The sequence below is a fragment of the Micromonospora parathelypteridis genome, from assembly GCF_014201145.1.
GTDB classification, from domain to species: Bacteria; Actinomycetota; Actinomycetes; order Mycobacteriales; family Micromonosporaceae; genus Micromonospora; species Micromonospora parathelypteridis.
The window spans coordinates 1,364,843-1,381,879 of sequence record NZ_JACHDP010000001.1 but is presented as its reverse complement, the minus strand read 5'-3'; the positions used below and the strand labels follow the sequence as shown (position 1 = coordinate 1,381,879).

Below are 17,037 nucleotides of genomic sequence, written 5' to 3'. Positions count from 1 at the left end.
TCATGGCCTCCGCGGCTCGTAGGGCGCGCGGCCGTTGCCGGAAGCGGGCCGGGTGTCGTACGGGTTGCGCTGCCGGTCGTGTGGCAGTGGCAGACGGTGCACCAACTCGGAGACGATCGCGTCGGTGGTGCGTCGGGCGAGCTGCGCGTCGGCGGTCGGGATGATCCGGTGCGCGAGCACCGGCACCGCCAGCGCCTGCAGATCGTCGGGGAGGACGTAGTCGCGGCCCTCCAGGGCGGCGACCGCCCGGGCGGTGCGCAGCAGTTGCAGGGTCGCTCGGGGGGAGGCGCCGAGCCGCAGGTCGGGGGCTTCCCGGGTGGCGGTGACCAGGTCGATCGCATACTGCTTGACCGCGTCCGCCACGTGCACCTGCCGGACGGTGGCGATGAGTTGCCGGACGATCGCCGCGTCGGAGACCGGGCGGAGCTCGTTGAGCGGGTCCGTGCCGCCGTGTCCGTCGAGCATGGCCAGCTCCGCGCCGGAGTCCGGGTAACCCATCGCGATGCGGGCGGTGAACCGGTCGCGCTGCGCCTCGGGCAGCGGGTAGGTCCCCTCCATCTCGATCGGGTTCTGCGTGGCGATGACCATGAAGGGGGTCTGCAGCTGGTACGTCACGCCGTCGACGGTGACCTGCCGCTCCTCCATGCACTCCAGCAACGCCGACTGGGTCTTCGGTGAGGCCCGGTTGATCTCGTCGCCGACCACCAGGTTGGCGAACACGGCCCCGGGGCGGAACTCGAAGTCGTGCGTCTCCTGGTTGTAGACGCTGACACCGGTGACGTCGCTGGGCAGCAGGTCGGGGGTGAACTGGATCCGTCGTACCGTGCAGTCGATGGACCGCGCGAGGGCCTTGGCCAGCTTGGTCTTGCCGACACCCGGGACGTCTTCGATCAGGAGGTGACCCTCGGCGAGCAGCACGGCCAGGGCGAGCCGCACGGTGGCGGTCTTTCCCTCGATGACCTGCTCGATGTTGGCCACGATGGCCTCGCTGGCGGCGCGGAACTCGTCGTGCGGCAATAGGCCGCCCACCTCGTCCCAGGTCTGTTGTGTCACGGGCCTCCTCCTCGTCGCCGTCACGGCAGCTCTGTAGAGAGCACCTGGACCCGCCGTTGGGTTCGCGACGTCGAGCCTCTTTTGCCGCAGGATTCTCACTAGCCTCTCAGGCTAACCATGTTTGTCGTTATCGCCGACCCCCGCAGGTAGTCCGTCGGTTACGCCCCGATATTCGTCGCGTCGGGGGACCCGGCTCGGCGCGGCCCGGGGGCCCGCAGGCCGAACCGTCGGCGGGGTAGACTGCCGGACATGGCCGGAGTCTTCCTGCTTCTTACCGGGCCGTGCTGATGCGCTGAACGCGCGACAGCACGGCGGCCCCTCCTGTGCGAGGGGCTTTTTTGTGCCCGCCGCCGGCCCGGCCCGGTGGTGCCGAGACGAACGCCGCCGGCCCGGCCCGGCGGTGCCGAGACGAAGCGAAGCGAAGCGAGGAGAGACGATGAGTGAGGCAGCCGCACCGGCGGGCGACATTCCCCCGTTCCGGTACACCGCGGCCCTGGCCGACGAGATCGAGATCCGTTGGCAGGACACCTGGGCGCGCGAGGGCACCTTCCACGCACCGAACCCGACCGGCCCGCTGGCCGACCCGACCCATCCCCGCGCCGGCGCGGAGAAGCTGTACGTGCTGGACATGTTCCCGTACCCGTCCGGTGCCGGCCTGCACGTCGGTCACCCGCTGGGCTACATCGGCACCGACTGCTACGCCCGCTACCAGCGGATGGCCGGCCGCAACGTGCTGCACGCGATGGGCTTCGACGCGTTCGGCCTGCCCGCCGAGCAGTACGCGGTGCAGACCGGCACCCACCCCAGGACCACCACCGTGGCGAACATCGAGCGGTACAAGGCGCAGCTGCGCCGGCTGGGGCTGGCGCACGACGAGCGCCGCTCGGTGGCCACCATCGACACCGACTTCTACCGGTGGACCCAGTGGATCTTCCTGCAGATCTTCAACTCCTGGTACGACCGCGACGCGGGCCGAGCACGCCCGATCGCCGAGCTGATCGCCGAGTTCGAGGGCGGTAACCGGCCCACCCCGGACGGCCGCGCCTGGGCCGAGCTGAGCGTGGCCGAGCGCCGCCAGGTCGTCGACGACCACCGACTGGCGTACGTCTCGCAGGCCCCGGTGAACTGGTGCCCGGGGCTGGGCACCGTGCTGGCCAACGAGGAGGTCACCGCCGACGGCCGTTCCGAGCGGGGCAACTTCCCGGTCTTCAAGCGCAACCTGAAGCAGTGGATGATGCGGATCACCGCGTACGGCGATCGGCTGCTGGACGATCTGGACAGCCTGGACTGGCCCGAGCCGATCAAGCTGATGCAGCGCAACTGGATCGGCCGCTCCACCGGCGCCCACATCGACTTCCCCACCGCGACGGACCCGGTGCGGGTGTTCACGACCCGGCCGGACACCGTCTTCGGCGCCACCTACATGGTGCTGGCGCCCGAGCACGAGCTGGTCGACGCGCTGGCACCGGCGGCCTGGCCGGACGGGACGAGGGACAGCTGGACCGGCGGGCACGCCAGCCCCCGGGAGGCCGTCGAGGCGTACCGCAAGGCGGCGGCGGCCAAGACCGACGTCGAGCGGCAGTCCGACACCAAGGAGAAGACCGGCGTCTTCATCGGCGCGTACGCCACCAACCCGGTCACCGGCGGGCAGATCCCGATCTTCATCGCCGACTACGTGCTGGCCGGTTACGGCACCGGCGCGATCATGGCGGTGCCGGCCCAGGATGAGCGGGACTGGGCGTTCGCCGAGGTCTTCGAGCTGCCCATCGTGCGTACCGTGCAGCCGGCGGAGGGCTTCGACGGCAAGGCGTACACCGGGGACGGCCCGGCGGTCAACAGCGCCGCGCCCGAGCGCGGCCTGGACCTGAACGGCCTGGGGGTCGCCGACGCCAAGGCGGCGATCATCACCTGGCTGGAGGCGAACGGGCACGGCACCGGCGCGGTGACCTACCGGCTGCGTGACTGGCTGTTCTCGCGCCAGCGCTACTGGGGTGAGCCGTTCCCGATCGTCTACGACGAGACCGGCGCGGCGATCGCCCTGCCGGAGGAGATGCTGCCGGTCGAGCTGCCGGAGGTGGACGACTTCTCCCCGAAGACGTTCGACGCCGACGACGCGAACAGCAACCCGGAGACGCCGCTGTCCCGGCGGCGCGACTGGGTCGAGGTCGAGTTGGACCTGGGTGACGGGCCGAAGCGCTACACCCGGGAAACCAACGTGATGCCGCAGTGGGCCGGCTCCTGCTGGTACGAGCTGCGCTATCTGGACCCGACCAACAGCGAGCGGTTCGTCGACACCGAGAACGAGCGCTACTGGATGGGTCCGCGCGGCGACGGCGACTGCGGAGGCACCGACCTGTACGTCGGCGGCGCCGAGCACGCCGTGCTGCACCTGCTGTACGCGCGCTTCTGGCACAAGGTGCTGTTCGACCTGGGGCACGTGTCGTCGTTCGAGCCGTTCCGCAAGCTGTTCAACCAGGGCATGATCCAGGCGTACGCGTACACCGACTCGCGCGGCAGCTACGTGCAGGCCGAGGAGGTCATGGAGCGCGACGGCGCTTACTACCTGGGCGACCTGGCGGTCAACCGCGAGTACGGCAAGATGGGCAAGTCGCTGAAGAACGTGGTGACCCCCGACGACATGTGCGCCGCCTACGGTGCGGACACCTTCCGGGTGTACGAGATGTCGATGGGCCCGCTGGAGGTGTCCCGCCCCTGGGAGACCCGGGCCGTGGTCGGCTCGTACCGCTTCCTGCAGCGGGTCTGGCGGGCCGTCGTCGACGAGCAGACCGGTGCCCTGCGGGTCACCGAGGACCCGGCCGACGAGGCGACCCGCCGGTTGCTGCACAAGGTGATCGACGGGGTCCGTGGCGACATGGACGGCATCCGGTTCAACACCGCGATCGCCAAGCTGATCGAGCTGACCAACGGGTTGACCCAACTGTCGGCCACGCCCCGCGAGGTGGCCGAACCGCTGGTGCTGATGGTGGCGCCGTTCGCCCCGCACCTGGCCGAGGAGCTGTGGCGCAAGCTGGGCCACGACACCTCGCTGACGTACGCGGACTTCCCGACCGCCGACCCGGCGCTGCTGGTAGCCGACACGGTGACCTATCCGGTGCAGGTCAACGGGAAGGTCCGTGGCCGCATCGAGGTCCCCGCCGACGCCGCTGAGGAGACCGTCCGCGCGGCGGCCCTGGACGCGGTGGCCGCCACCCTGGCCGGCAAGGAACCCCGCAAGGTCATCGTGGTCAAGGGCCGGATGGTCTCCGTAGTCGCGTAACCGACCCCCGCGATCTTGCACTTTCGGTCCCTGGTTCGCCCTCTTTCGGGCGGTTTGTCGGGACAGAAAGTGCAAGATCGCGGGGTCAGGGGGCCAGCGCCGCCTCTGCCACGGGGCGATTGGTTTTTAGCCAGTCTTGCCAATGGGCGATCAGCGCGCCTATGCCTGCCTTGCGGAGGCGTCGCATGGCTGGGTCGGTGCTGGTGTCGATGGTGCGCCAGGTGCTCTCGATCTGGCGGAGCATCACGTCTGTCAGCTCCCCTCGGGGCAGCAGCCCGGGGCCGGCCGCGTCGTAGGCGTCGCAGAGCACGCGACAACGCCGGCCCAGCTCGGCGGGATCGGCGCCGTCGCCCAGCGGGGCCCAGTGCCAGCCGGCGAACGCCACGTCCTCGATCCGACGGCCCGGGGCAGCCAGGTCCCAGTCGAGGAAGGCCACCGGGAGCGGCCCAGCCGGGAAGTCCCGGTACACCGTGTTCTTCGGCGACAGGTCGCGGTGACACACGGTCTCGGCGTCACCGGCCAGGTCGGTGCCCGCACACGCGTCGTGCAGCCGCCGGATCAGCTCGGCCAGCCGCACCAGCGCCGCGTCGGCGAAGAACGCCGGATCCTCGGAGTCCCGCCACGGCACCCTCCCCGCGACGTAGCCGAGCATCTGCCGCCCACGCGCGTCGACGCCGAGGTGGCGGGGCGCGAGGTCCGCGCCCACCCCGGCGAGGTGGTGCAGCAACGCGCCGACGAAGTCCAGGTTGGCTGGCGGGGTACGTCGTACCGTGTCACCGACCCGAACCACGTCGGCGACGAAACCACCGGCGAGCGGCTCCTCGGCAGGGCTGTCGGTCGGCTCGGGCACGGTCACACCGGCAGGCGACGGCGTCGTCGCTCGGCGCGCCACCACCGGTGGACGAGCACCAGGCTGGCGATCACACCGAGGCTGGACGGGGCGGCGGCGTACCAGTTGACGTGGCCGGGGGAGCTGACCGCCGCGCCGATCGCCGCGTAGCCGAAGGCGGTCGGCGCGGAGGCGATGACGCTGCCGGCCAGGAACGGCAGCACCCGGGCTCCGGTCGTGCCGTAGCCGTAGCTGACCAGCCCGAAGCCGGCGATCGGCAGCAGTCGGACGGTGATCACACCGACCACGCTCTGCCGGGCGAACCAGCCGTCGAGGCGGGCCAGGCGACCACGGACCCGTTCGGCTACGAACTCCCGGCCGAGCAGCCGGCCGACCGTGAACCCGATCGCCGCGGCCACCAGCGCGGCGCCGAGGGCGTACCCGGCACCCTCCAGCGGGCCGAAGATCGCGCCCGCGGCGAGCGTGATGAAGGTCCGGGGGACCAGCGCGACCAGCAGCAGCGCCCCGCCGAGGATCGCCGCCACCGGGGCGAGGTCGCCCAGCCGGTCGGCCAGCAGCGGCAGCCGCTCCGGATCCGGCCGGGGCACCAGGAGCAGCAGTAGCCCGCAGCCGCCGATCAGCAGCACGAGCAGGGCGAACCGGGCTGCCGACGGCTGCCGGAGCAGCCGCCGGACGGCACGGATCATGCCCGGGCGGCGGCCACTGCGGAGCGGCGCTCGTTACGGAGCCGGTCCGACCAGGTGTCGTCCAGCGGCGGGAGCTGGTGTGCTCCGGTGGCCCAGCGCAGCAGCAGGTCGGCCAGGGCCGGGTTGCGGGCCAGCGCCGGGCCGTGTGAATAGGTGCCGAGCAGCTTGCCGCGCCACGCGCCCTCGGTCGCGCCGTCGTTGCCCACCCCGGCGGTGACCCGGGCCAGCGGGGAGACCTCCGGGCCGAGGTGGGTGCGGCCGCCATGGTTCTCGAAACCGGTCAGCGGGGGCAGGCCCAGCCGGGGGTCGATCTCACCGGCCAGCTCGCCGACGGCCCGGCTCTCGCCCCGGTCGGACTGCAGGTCGAGCAGCTCCAGGCCACGGCACTGCACGCCCTTGGCGAAGAAGGAGGTGCCGAGTAGTTGGTAGCCGGCGCAGACGCCGAACACCACCGAACCCTGGGCGACCGCCCGGTGCAGACCGCCGTCGGCGAGCAGGCGCTGGGCGCCCAGCGCCTGCGGGCCGTCCTCGCCGCCGCCGACCAGGTAGATGTCGGCGGTCGCCGGCAGTTGCTGGTCGGAGCGGACCTCCAGCACCTCGACCGGCATGCCGCGTTGGCGGGCCCGGCGGGCGAGGATCAGGGCGTTGCCCCGGTCGCCGTAGGTGGAGAGCAGGTCGGGGTAGATCCAGACGATGCGCAGGCTCTCAGATGACACGGTCCAACTCCGCTCGGATGTCCTGGAACGCGGTGTAGTTCGCGATGACCTCCAACCGCCCGGGCGGAACCGACCGGATCGCTTCGTCGAAGGCGCGTACGTGCTGGAACGGCACGTCGTTGACGTCCAGTCGGACCGCCAGGTCGTACGCCCGGTCGCCGGTGATCAGCACCTGCCGGCCGCGGAGCGGGGCGAAGTCGACGTCGAAGAGCCAGGAGGTGTCGAGACCGTCGGGGTCGCGCGCGTTGATGGAGAGCAGGGTCGGCGCGTCGTCGGCCATGTCGAAGGCCTCCAGCCAACTGGCCGGGTTCTTGGCCAGCAGCAGCCGGATGTTGCGCCCGTCCTTGTCGACCTGCGCGTAGCGGCCGGCGACCGAGGTGACGATGCCGAGGCGGGACACCGCGTCGACCGGGCGGACGCCGAACTCGGCGGCCACGGCCAGCGCGGTCGCCGCGTTGCCGAGGTTGACCTTGCCGGGCAGTTGGAGGGAGACCTTGTGCCAGGCGCCGGTGGGGTCGAGCACGCCCTCGTCCTCGACGACCCACTGCGGCTCCGGCCGGCGCAGCGCACAGCCGGTGCACCACCACTGGTCGCCGGATCGCTGGATGGTGGAGCCGCACTCCGGGCAGACCCAGGAGTCGTCGTGCCAGCGCTGGCCGGCGCTGAACCAGGTCACGTGCGGCGGGTTGATGCCGCGGGCGGGGTCGGCCGGAGGGGTGGCCGCCCAGACCACCATCGGGTCGTCGGCGTTGGCCACCACCCGGACGTTGGTGTGCCGGACCAGTGCCGCGCGCCAGAGCTGCGCCATCATGGCGACCTCCTTGGCGCGGTCGAGCTGGTCGCGGGAGAGGTTGAGCAGCGCGACGACGTGCGGCTCGGTCGCCTCCAGCACCTGGGCGAGGTAGTGCTCGTCGACCTCCAGCACCGCGTACGGGGTGCTGCCGGCCTTGGCCAGCGCCGACGTGTGCCCGCTGGGCATGTTGGCGCCGAACGAGTTGGTGGCGACCCGGCCGAGCACGCCGACCGCGGCGGAGGTCAGCCGCGTGGTGGTGGTCTTGCCGTTGGTGCCGGAGACGAGCGCGATCGCACGCCCGGCCGACAGGTGGGCCAGCAGGTCCGGGTCGATCTTCAGGCCGATCCATCCGCCGATCACCGAACCGTCGCCACGGCCGGCCGCCCGGGAGAGTGCCGCGGCGGTCCGTGACACGGAGCTGGCCACCTTGGCCCGTAGGGGCATTTTCGCGTCCGTCACGCGAGCGAGGTTACCGGACCGCCCGCCTCACCAGATCGCCGCCGACGGTGAACCGTTCGGCCGTGGTGGCTGCGCGCGCGGCCAGGTGGGCGTCCGCCGGACGGAGTCGATCTATGTCGGAAAGCGGACCACGCCGGGGGGCCGCCGTGGCCCTCCACTCCGCTCCACCCCTTGTGACGTGCGGTTTTGCCCTCCGATCGGTCACGCCACGCGGGCGATTCTGGTTGCGGGTGGAGGGAAGTGGAGTAGAGTGGGGACCAATGGTGAGGCCGGGAGGGCTCACCGGCCCGGGGGGTCAGCGGCGCCGCGAACGCCGCTCAGGGGCGAGGGGGTAGGGCCGTTGTTTCTCGGCACCCACACTCCACGCCTGGACGAAAAGGGCCGGTTGATCCTTCCGGCCAAGTTCCGGGATGAGCTGGCGGGGGGTGTCGTGGTCACCAAAGGGCAGGAGCGCTGCCTCTACGTCTTCCCGACCCCTGAGTTCCAGCGGATCGCGGAGCAGTTGCGCGCGCAGCCGATGACGCACAAGGCGGCCCGGGCCTACAGCCGGGTCTTCTTCGCCAGCGCGCACGACGAGGTTCCGGACAAGCAGGGACGGGTGACCATCCCTGCCCACCTGCGGGCGTACGCCGCGCTGGACCGTGAGCTGGTGGTGATCGGCGCGAGCACGCGGGTGGAGATCTGGGACAAGGTCGCCTGGGAGACCTACCTCGCCGAGAGCGAAGACGACTTCGCCGACATCGAGGAGGGGGTGCTGCCCGGCGGTCTGTAGGGCGGAACGGCGCCCGACGTACTGCGAGATCTCCAGCCGCTTTCGAGTTCCTGGCATCACTTCCCCGGTGCCAGGCGCACGATCCAGTCATCGGGCGACGGTCCGGTGTCCGGCGGGAGCGGATGGGGATCTGGCGGTACGACGGCAGCGCCGTCCGACGACAGGCGCACGAGGAGAACGGACGTTTCAACCAGTGGGGGTCAACATGGGGGAGTTGCGCGGCACGCACGTGCCGGTGCTGCTTGAGCGGTGTCTTGAGCTGCTGGCCCCCGCGCTGGGTCGAGGCGGCCGTACGGTCCACGTCGACGCGACGCTCGGCCTGGCCGGGCACGCGGAGGCGGTGCTCGAGGCGCACCCGGAGACGGTCCTGATCGGGCTCGACCGGGACACCGAGGCGCTCGCTCACGCGCGGGTCCGGCTGGCCCGGTTCGCCGATCGGGTGCATCTGGAGCACGCCGTCTACGACGAACTGCCCGATGTGCTGGACCGGCTGGGCTATCCGGGCATCGACGGGATCCTGTTCGACCTGGGCGTCTCGTCGCTGCAGTTGGACGCGCCCGACCGCGGGTTCGCGTACGCCCAGGACGCTCCGCTGGACATGCGGATGGACCAGACCCGGGGGGTGACCGCCGAAGAGGTGGTCAACACCTACGCGCATCCGGACCTGGCCCGGGTGCTGCGGGTCTACGGCGAGGAGAAGTTCGCCGGCCGGATCGCCTCGGCGATCATCCGGGAGCGGGAACGCGCCCGGATCACCTCGTCGGCGCTGTTGGCGGAGCTGGTTCGGGACTCCATTCCGGCACCAGCCCGACGAACGGGTGGGCACCCGGCAAAGAGAACGTTTCAGGCTTTACGGATCGAGGTAAACAGAGAGCTGGCAGCGCTGGAGACAGCGCTGCCGTCCGCACTCGACGCACTGACCGTGGGCGGTCGCATGGTGGTCCTGTCCTACCACTCCCTGGAGGACAGGCTCACCAAGGCGGCGCTCGCGGACCGGGTCCGCAACAAGGGCCCGGTCGACCTCCCGGTCGAGCTTCCCGGGTCCGGTCCGACGTTCCGGCTGCTCAGCCGGGGCGCCGAACTGCCCGGGGAGGCGGAGGTCGCCGCGAACCCGCGCGCCGCATCGGTGCGGTTGCGGGCCGCGGAACGGCTCGACCCGAACGCGACAGAGCAAGGGCGGACCGACCGCGAACGGTCTCGCCGACGGGTGAAGGGAATGCACCAACCGGGCACGGGGTCCGCCTGATCCGTGGGGGGTCAGGGGCACCGGGACGGCAGAGGGACGGGATGTTGAGGGGGAGGGACATGAACATTGACAAGCGCGACCGCCGGGACGTCACCGGCGGCGGGCAGCGCACACCGCGGTCGGGGGGCCGGACCGCGGCGGAGCGGGCTCCGCGCCTCGGAAACGGTACGCCACGCATCGATCGAGTGAACCGGCAGGGGGAGACTCGCGCCCGGGGGGCGCGCGAGTTCCCGACTCAGGGCGCCGCCGCGCTGCGGCCGGTCGAGAAGGCCGGCAACGCCGCCAGCGCCCGCCCGCCGCGGTTGCGGGTGGCGCCGCCGCCGCCGGTGTCGGTGCCGCGCGCGCCGTTCGCGGCGCTGATCGTGGTGCTGGTGGTCGGTGGGGTGCTGGGCATCCTGGCGGTCAACACCAAGATCAACGAGAACGCGTTCCGGTTGGAGCGGTTGCAGCAGCAGCAGGCTCGACTGGACGTGGAGAAGCAGCAGCTCGACAAGCAGATCGCCGACGCCGAGGCGCCGGGCAACCTGACCGCCGAGGCACGGCGGCTGGGTCTGGTCGACGCTGGCGAGCCGGGCTACGTCCGGCTGCCGGACGGCAAGACGATCGGCGTGCCGCAGCCGGCGAGCGGCCAGCCGTCGGTGACCAGCCAGGGTGCGGGAGGCTGACCGGTGGCACCAAGGTCGGACGAGCCGCGCCGGGACCCGAAAGGGGCCCGGCGCGGTTCTTCGCGTGACGCAGGCCCCACCGACGGCGAGCCGCGCACCGGCGAGCCGGGCATCGGGGGCATCTCCGGCGCCCGGGCGTACACGCCGAGGGGTCGGACCGTCCGCGAGGACCGCGGCACCCCACCCCGCAGCGTGGGCGCCGAGCAGCGGCGTACACCGCGCAGCACCCGATCCGGTGACCCGTTCCGACCGGCGTTGCAGGTGCTCGACGGCGGTCGGGCCGCCGCCAGGGCCGGCCGGCGCGACGCCCCGGCCGCCGGACGCGGGGGTGTCGTGCGCACCGTCGCGCCGCGTACCCCCCGGGGCCCGGGCGTCGACGAGCCGCCGCCACGCCGCCGGACCACGCCGCGCGCGCCGCGGCGCGGCGACCGCCCGGCGGCCCGCCGGCCGTCGCGCAAGCCACCGCGTCCCCCGAAGCTGGCCGACTCGCGGCTGCGGCTGCGGCTGGGCACCGCGCTCGCCCTGACGCTGTTCGCCACCATCGGAATCCGGCTGATCTTCCTTCAGGCGGTCGACACCCCGGCGTACGCCGGCGGCGGCATCTCCGACCGCCTCCGCACGGTCGAGCTGCCCGCGCCGCGGGGAGCGATCTACGACAGCACCGGCGCCCTGCTGGTTCGCAGCGTCGAGGCGCGGTACGTGTTCGCCGACCCCACCGAGGTCGAGGACCCGGCCGGCACCGCCAAGGCGCTCTCACCACTGCTCGCGATCCCGGCGTCGAAGCTCGCCGATCTGCTCAAGCCCCGCAAGCTGGAGAACGGCAACGAGTCCCGATTCGTGTACCTGGCCCGAGGGGTGGAGATCTCGACCGCCAAGCAGGTGCAGGCGCTGGAACTGCCCGGGATCGGGGTGCACCGCGACGAACGCCGCGACGTGCCCGGCGGTGACCTGGCAGCCAACCTGATCGGCTTCACCAGCCAGGACATGACCGGGTTGGAGGGGCTGGAGGCCCGCTACGACGACCTGCTCGCCGGACAGGACGGCAAGCGGGTGTACGAGGCCGGCCGCCGCGACCTCGACGCGGCGATTCCGGGCGGCTACAACCGGACCACGCCCGCCAAGCCGGGTAGTTCCCTGCGCCTCACCCTCGATCGTGACCTGCAGTTCCGGACGCAGCAGATCCTCAGCGCGGGCATGGCCCAGCTGCGGGGCGGCACCGGCGCGGCCGTGATCATCGAGATTCCCTCCGGCGCGGTGCTGGCCCAGGCCAGTAATCCCACCTACAGCGCGGCGAAGCCGCTCCCGAGCGACCCGGTCGCCCGGGAGGACGCGGCGACCAGCTTCATCGTCGACCCCGGCTCAATCCACAAGGCGATCACCTACGGCGCGGCCCTGCAGGAGGGGGTGATCACCCCGGACACCACGCTGCCCATCGCCAACAGCATCAAGAAGGGCGACACCTGGTTCTCCGACACGCATCCCGCCAATGGCAAACGGATGAGCATCCCCGGGATGCTCGCCTACTCGTCGAACGTCGGCACCATCACGATCGCCGACAAGCTCGGCCGGGACCGGTTGATCGACTACCAGAAGCGGTTCGGGCTGGGCAAACCGACCGGCGAGGGGATGCCGGGGGAGGCCAGCGGGCGACTGCTGCCGGCCGACGAGTGGAGCGAATCGTCGTACGGGTCGGTGCCGATCGGGCACAGCGTCGACGCCACGCCGCTGCAGATGGCCGCCGCGTACGCCGCGATCGCCAACAACGGCACGTACGTGCAGCCGCACCTCATCAAGGAGGTGATCGCCCCGGACGGCAAGCGCACCCCCGCGCCGGCTCCGGTCACCCGGTCGGTGCTCAGCCCGCAGAACGCGGCAGCCCTGCGCACCATGCTGGAGGCGGTCACCACTGTCGATCACGCGACCGGCCTGACCGCCGCGGTCCCGGGCTACCGGGTCGCGGGCAAGACCGGCACCGGCTCGCGGCTGGCCGACGGCAGGATCGAGACCGACAAGGTGTCCTCCTTCATCGGCATGGCTCCCGCCGAGAACCCCCGGTACGTGATCGCGGTCTTCGCGTACGCGCCCGGCGGTGGGGGCGCGGCGATCACCGGGCCGGCGTTCCGCGACATGATGCAGTTCACTCTGCGTCACTATCGCGTGCCGCCGTCCACCGGCGGTTCCGCACCCAAGTTCACGGTCTATCCGCGCTGAGCAGCGACGGCGGGACATCATCGGTGAGTGCCGACGAACTACCGGGGCGGCTGTACGGCCGGAACCGGACGACCGGGTAGGGTCTGACGCCGTGCCCGGCAATCCACGTCCACGTACCGTGACCGGAGTCCGGCTCGGTGATCTCGCCGTCCGACTCGCCGTCGACCTCCCGGCGGACGCCGCCACGGTGGTCGTCACCGGGGCCACCCACGCCAGCCAGGAGGTCCACCCCGGTGACCTCTACGCGGCGCTGCCCGGTGCCCGTCGGCACGGCGCGGAGTTCGCCGCCGGTGCCGCCGAGGCGGGCGCCGTCGCCCTGCTGACCGACCCGGCGGGTGCGGAGCTGGCGGCGGGCAGCGGCCTGCCGACCCTGGTGGTTGCCGACCCGCGTGCCGTGCTCGGCGAGCTGGCCTCGGCCGTCTACGGCGACCCGACCGAAGGTCTCACCGTGATCGGGGTGACCGGCACCGCCGGAAAGACCTCCACGGCGTACCTGATCGAGTCCGGGTTGCGGGCCGCTGGGCACGTCACCGGCCTGATCGGCACGGTGGAGACGCGGCTCGGCGATCTGCTGATCGACAGCGTGCGCACCACCCCCGAGGCCACCGACCTGCACGCCATGCTGGCCACCGCACGCGAGCGTGGCGTCACCGCCGTGGTCATGGAGGTCTCCAGCCATGCCCTGGCAATGGGCCGGGTGGGCGGTGTCCGGTTCGCCGTCGGGGGTTACACCAACTTCGGCTCCGACCACCTGGACTTCCACGCCGACCGCGACGACTACTTCGCCGCGAAGGCCCAGCTCTTCGACGGGCGCTGCGCGGTCGAGGTGCTCAACGACGACGACCCGGCGTTGCAGCCGCTGTACAAGCCGACGACGGTCACCTACTCGGCCGCCGGCGACCAGGGCGCGACCTGGTGGGCCGACGGCGTGGGCGGCGAGGGGTACGCCCAGCGGTTCACCGCGCACGGCCCGGACGGTGTGGTGCTGTCCGCCGGGGTGGCGCTGCCCGGCCGGCACAACGTGGCCAACGCGCTGCTGGCCATCGCCGCGCTTGTCGGTGCCGGTGTCGATCCGGCGACCGCGGCCGAGGGCGTGGCCGCCTGCGGTGGCGTACCCGGCCGGCTGGAGCTTGTCGAGTCGGTCGGGCCGGTGCGCGGCGTCGTCGACTACGCGCACAAGTCGGACGCGATCGTGGCCGCGCTGGCCGCGCTGCGCGAGCTGAGCGTCGGCCGGTTGATCTGTGTGATCGGTGCCGGCGGAGACCGGGACCGGGGTAAGCGCCCGGTGATGGGCGCGGCCGCTGCGGAGGGAGCCGACGTGGTGCTGGTGACCGACGACAACCCGCGTACCGAGGACCCGGCGGAGATCCGCGCCGAGGTGCTCGCCGGGGCGTACGGGGCTGCGACGGCCGCCCGGATCATCGAGGTGGCCGGCCGGCGCGCCGCGATCGACGAGGCGGTGCGGCTGGCCGAGCCGGGCGACGTGATCGCGCTGCTCGGCAAGGGGCACGAGCGGGGCCAGGAGGTGGCGGGCGAGGTGTTTCCGTTCGACGACAACGTCGAGCTGTCCGACGCGCTGCGGGCCCGCTTCGCCGACCCGGCGGGGCAGCGGTGATCGCGCTGAGCCTGGCCGAGGTGGCCGCGGCGGTCGACGGGCGGCTGGTCGGCGCCGACCCGGCCGCCACCGTCACCGGCTCGGTGGAGTTCGACTCGCGCAAGGTGGGGCCCGGTTCGCTCTTCGTGGCGTTCCCGGGGGAGAAGGTCGACGGGCACGACTACGCGGCGACGGCGATCCAGGCCGGCGCGGTGGCGGTGCTCGGCACCCGCGAGGTGCCCGGGGTGCCGATGGTGCTGGTCGACGACGCCCTGACCGCGATGGGCCGGTTGGCCCGCGCGGCGGTGGACCGGCTGCCCGGGCTGACCGTGATCGGCGTGACCGGCTCCTCCGGCAAGACCACCACGAAGGACCTGATCGGTCAGCTCACCACCCGGCTCGGGGCCACGGTGGCGCCGCCCGGCTCGTTCAACAACGAGCTGGGGCACCCGTACACCGCTCTGCAGGCCGGGCCGGACACCCGTTACCTGGTGATGGAGAAGGGCTCGCGCGGGATCGGGCACGTGCGGTACCTCTGTGAGCTGGTGCCGCCCCGGATCTCCGTGGTGCTCAACGTCGGCACGTCGCACATCGGCGAGTTCGGCTCGCAGGACAACATCGCCCTGGCCAAGGGCGAGCTGGTCGAGGCCCTGCCGTCGGACGGGCTGGCGGTGCTGAACGCCGACGACCCACGGGTGGACGCGATGGCGAGCCGCACCGAGGCCCGGGTGGTCCGTTACGGCGAGGCGCCGGATGCCGACCTGCGGGCCGAGGACGTCACGCTGGACGAGCGGGGACACGCGTCGTACACCCTGGTCACCCCGGAGGGCCGCGCGTCGGTGCGGCTCGGGCTGAGCGGCCGTCACCAGGTCGGGAACACTCTCGCCGCGGCGGCGGTGGCCCGGGAGTTGGGCATGCCGCTGGCCGAGCTGGCCACGGCCCTCGGCGAGCTGGGGCTGGTCTCGACCCGTCGGATGGACGTCTTCGACCGTCCGGACGGGGTGACCGTCATCGACGACTCGTACAACGCCAACCCGGCCTCGATGGCGGTCGCGGTGCGGGCGCTGGCCAGTATCGGCCGGGGACGGCGTACCGTCGCGGTGCTCGGATACATGGCCGAGCTGGGCCCGTTCGAGTTCGACGGCCACGCCGAGGTCGGCCAACTCGTGGCCGAGTTGGGTGTCGACCGGCTGCTCGTGGTGGGCGAGCCGGCCGCGCCGATCCACGAAGGCGCGACAGCGGTAGGGAACTGGGGAGGAGAGTCGGTGTTGCTCACCGATCAGGCGGCGGCCGTCGAGGTGCTGCGGGGCGAACTACGACCGGGTGACGTCGTCCTGGTCAAGGGCTCGCGGTATCGGACCTGGGAGGTGGCCGACGCCCTGCGCGCCGACGCCGATGGGGAGTTCGCCCGATGAGGGCGGTCATCGTCGCCGTCGGGGTGGCCTTCATCGTCTCGCTCTTCTGCACCCCGATCGCGATCAAGGTTTTCACCCGACTCAAGGCGGGCCAGCCGATTCGGAGCGACGGCCCGGCGATGCACCAGGGCAAGAAGGGCACGCCCACGATGGGTGGCGTGGTCTTCATCCTGGCCACGGTGATCGCGTACGTGGCCGGACACCTGGCCCTGACCACTCTGCCGGACCAGCAGATCGCGCAGGTGGAGCCGACCATCACCGCGCTGGTGCTGCTGGGACTGATGGTCTTCTCCGGCGCGGTCGGCTTCCTCGACGACTTCCTCAAGGTGCGCAAGCGCAACAGCGCCGGGCTGAACAAGCGCGGCAAGCTGCTCGGTCAGATCCTGGTCGGCGCGGTCTTCGGCGTGATCGCGCTGTACTTCCCGAGCACGATGACCGACGCGAGGGGCCTGGCGACCAACACCGAGACGGTGGGCAGCACCACGCTGAGCTTCATCCGGGACATCGACGTCCTGGAGGTCAGCAAGGTCGGCGCGGTGATCATCTTCATCTTCGTGGTGATGGCTGCGACCAACGGGGTCAACCTCACCGATGGCCTGGACGGCCTGGCCACCGGCGCGTCGGTGATGGTGCTCGCCGCGTACGCGTTGATCGCGTTCTGGCAGTACCGGCACTGGTGCGCCGACCCGAGCTACACGCAGCCGTACTGCTACGAGGTCCGCGACCCGTTGGAGATCGCGCTGATAGCCGGAGCGGCGGCCGGGGCCTGTGTGGGCTTCCTCTGGTGGAACACGTCCCCGGCGCGGATCTTCATGGGCGACACCGGGGCCCTGGGGCTGGGCGGCCTGATCGCCGGCATGGCGATGTCCACCCGCACCATCCTGCTGCTGCCGATCATCGGCGGGCTCTTCGTGATCATCACGATGTCCGTGGTGATCCAGATCATCTCCTTCAAGACCACCGGTAAACGGGTGTTCCGAATGTCGCCCCTGCAGCACCACTTCGAGTTGGCCGGCTGGAGCGAGGTCAACATCGTGGTGCGCTTCTGGATCATCGCCGGCATCGGCGTGGCCATCGCCCTGGGCCTGTTCTACAGCGAGTTCCTCGCCAACATGACCTGACCCCCACTTCCCCGCGATCTTGCACTTTCGGCCCCCGGAACGTCCCGCAACGCGGCTTGTGTCCGGGCAGTTAGTGCAAGATCGGCGGGAGGTGGAGGCTCGACACGCCCGGGGTGGCGTTGTGGGCCCGCCGGGCGCGGCTAGCGGTGATGATGTCGGGGTGGGGGAGGATCCAGGCA

General features: G+C 71.8%; 12 protein-coding genes and 1 pseudogene. 8 read left to right on the top strand and 5 right to left on the bottom strand.

Features of this window, described 5'->3' with window-relative positions:
- The gene (locus HNR20_RS05730; protein WP_184177101.1) at window positions 1-1,053 is read right to left on the bottom strand and encodes an AAA family ATPase; all 1,053 of its coding nucleotides are present in this window, start codon (window positions 1,051-1,053) and stop codon (window positions 1-3) included.
- A 436-nt stretch (window positions 1,054-1,489) separates the two neighbouring features.
- Here HNR20_RS05730 and leuS point away from each other — a divergent pair, with 436 nt between their 5' ends.
- Complete coding sequence (gene leuS, locus HNR20_RS05725; RefSeq protein WP_184177100.1) at window positions 1,490-4,330, top strand: leucine--tRNA ligase; 2,841 nt, start codon at window positions 1,490-1,492, stop codon at window positions 4,328-4,330.
- An 85-nt stretch (window positions 4,331-4,415) separates the two neighbouring features.
- On the opposite strand, the gene HNR20_RS05720 is transcribed toward leuS, so the two are convergent.
- Genes HNR20_RS05720 through HNR20_RS05705 form a run of 4 tightly spaced genes read right to left on the bottom strand, consistent with a single transcriptional unit; the run spans window position 4,416 to window position 7,819 of the window.
- Window positions 4,416-5,186 (bottom strand): phosphotransferase, encoded by a 771-nt coding sequence (locus tag HNR20_RS05720; protein WP_184177099.1) that lies wholly within the window; start codon window positions 5,184-5,186, stop codon window positions 4,416-4,418.
- Window positions 5,183-5,866, bottom strand: a complete 684-nt coding sequence (locus HNR20_RS05715; protein WP_184177098.1) for a TVP38/TMEM64 family protein — start codon at window positions 5,864-5,866, stop codon at window positions 5,183-5,185. The genes HNR20_RS05720 and HNR20_RS05715 overlap by 4 nt, the downstream gene beginning before the upstream one ends.
- A complete protein-coding gene (locus HNR20_RS05710; protein ID WP_184177097.1) occupies window positions 5,863-6,582 on the bottom strand; it encodes a type 1 glutamine amidotransferase in 720 nt (239 codons plus the stop codon). The genes HNR20_RS05715 and HNR20_RS05710 overlap by 4 nt, the downstream gene beginning before the upstream one ends.
- Window positions 6,572-7,819, bottom strand: a complete 1,248-nt coding sequence (locus HNR20_RS05705; protein ID WP_184188036.1) for a MurT ligase domain-containing protein — start codon at window positions 7,817-7,819, stop codon at window positions 6,572-6,574. Before HNR20_RS05705 ends, HNR20_RS05710 begins: the two co-directional genes overlap by 11 nt.
- Before the next feature lie 355 nt (window positions 7,820-8,174).
- Here HNR20_RS05705 and mraZ point away from each other — a divergent pair, with 355 nt between their 5' ends.
- The 7 genes and pseudogenes from mraZ to mraY all read left to right on the top strand — a co-directional run bounded on the left by mraZ (window position 8,175) and on the right by mraY (window position 16,858).
- On the top strand, window positions 8,175-8,606 hold the full coding sequence (gene mraZ, locus HNR20_RS05700) for a division/cell wall cluster transcriptional repressor MraZ (RefSeq protein ID WP_030488958.1): 432 nt from the start codon (window positions 8,175-8,177) through the stop codon (window positions 8,604-8,606).
- Window positions 8,607-8,811: 205 nt separating this feature from the next.
- Window positions 8,812-9,922, top strand: a pseudogene (gene rsmH / locus HNR20_RS05695) (16S rRNA (cytosine(1402)-N(4))-methyltransferase RsmH).
- Window positions 9,912-10,517 (top strand): cell division protein FtsL, encoded by a 606-nt coding sequence (gene ftsL, locus HNR20_RS05690; protein WP_184177096.1) that lies wholly within the window; start codon window positions 9,912-9,914, stop codon window positions 10,515-10,517. Before rsmH ends, ftsL begins: the two are co-directional and overlap by 11 nt.
- A 3-nt stretch (window positions 10,518-10,520) precedes the next feature.
- Complete coding sequence (locus tag HNR20_RS05685) at window positions 10,521-12,728, top strand: peptidoglycan D,D-transpeptidase FtsI family protein (protein WP_184177095.1); 2,208 nt, start codon at window positions 10,521-10,523, stop codon at window positions 12,726-12,728.
- Between the two features lie 91 nt (window positions 12,729-12,819).
- Complete coding sequence (locus HNR20_RS05680; protein ID WP_184177093.1) at window positions 12,820-14,343, top strand: UDP-N-acetylmuramoyl-L-alanyl-D-glutamate--2,6-diaminopimelate ligase; 1,524 nt, start codon at window positions 12,820-12,822, stop codon at window positions 14,341-14,343.
- On the top strand, window positions 14,340-15,737 hold the full coding sequence (locus HNR20_RS05675; RefSeq protein ID WP_184177091.1) for a UDP-N-acetylmuramoyl-tripeptide--D-alanyl-D-alanine ligase: 1,398 nt from the start codon (window positions 14,340-14,342) through the stop codon (window positions 15,735-15,737). Before HNR20_RS05680 ends, HNR20_RS05675 begins: the two co-directional genes overlap by 4 nt.
- Entirely contained in the window at window positions 15,734-16,858 is a 1,125-nt protein-coding gene (gene mraY / locus HNR20_RS05670) for a phospho-N-acetylmuramoyl-pentapeptide-transferase (protein WP_184177089.1), read from the top strand. The genes HNR20_RS05675 and mraY overlap by 4 nt, the downstream gene beginning before the upstream one ends.
- The last annotated feature ends 179 nt before the right edge of the window (window positions 16,859-17,037 follow it).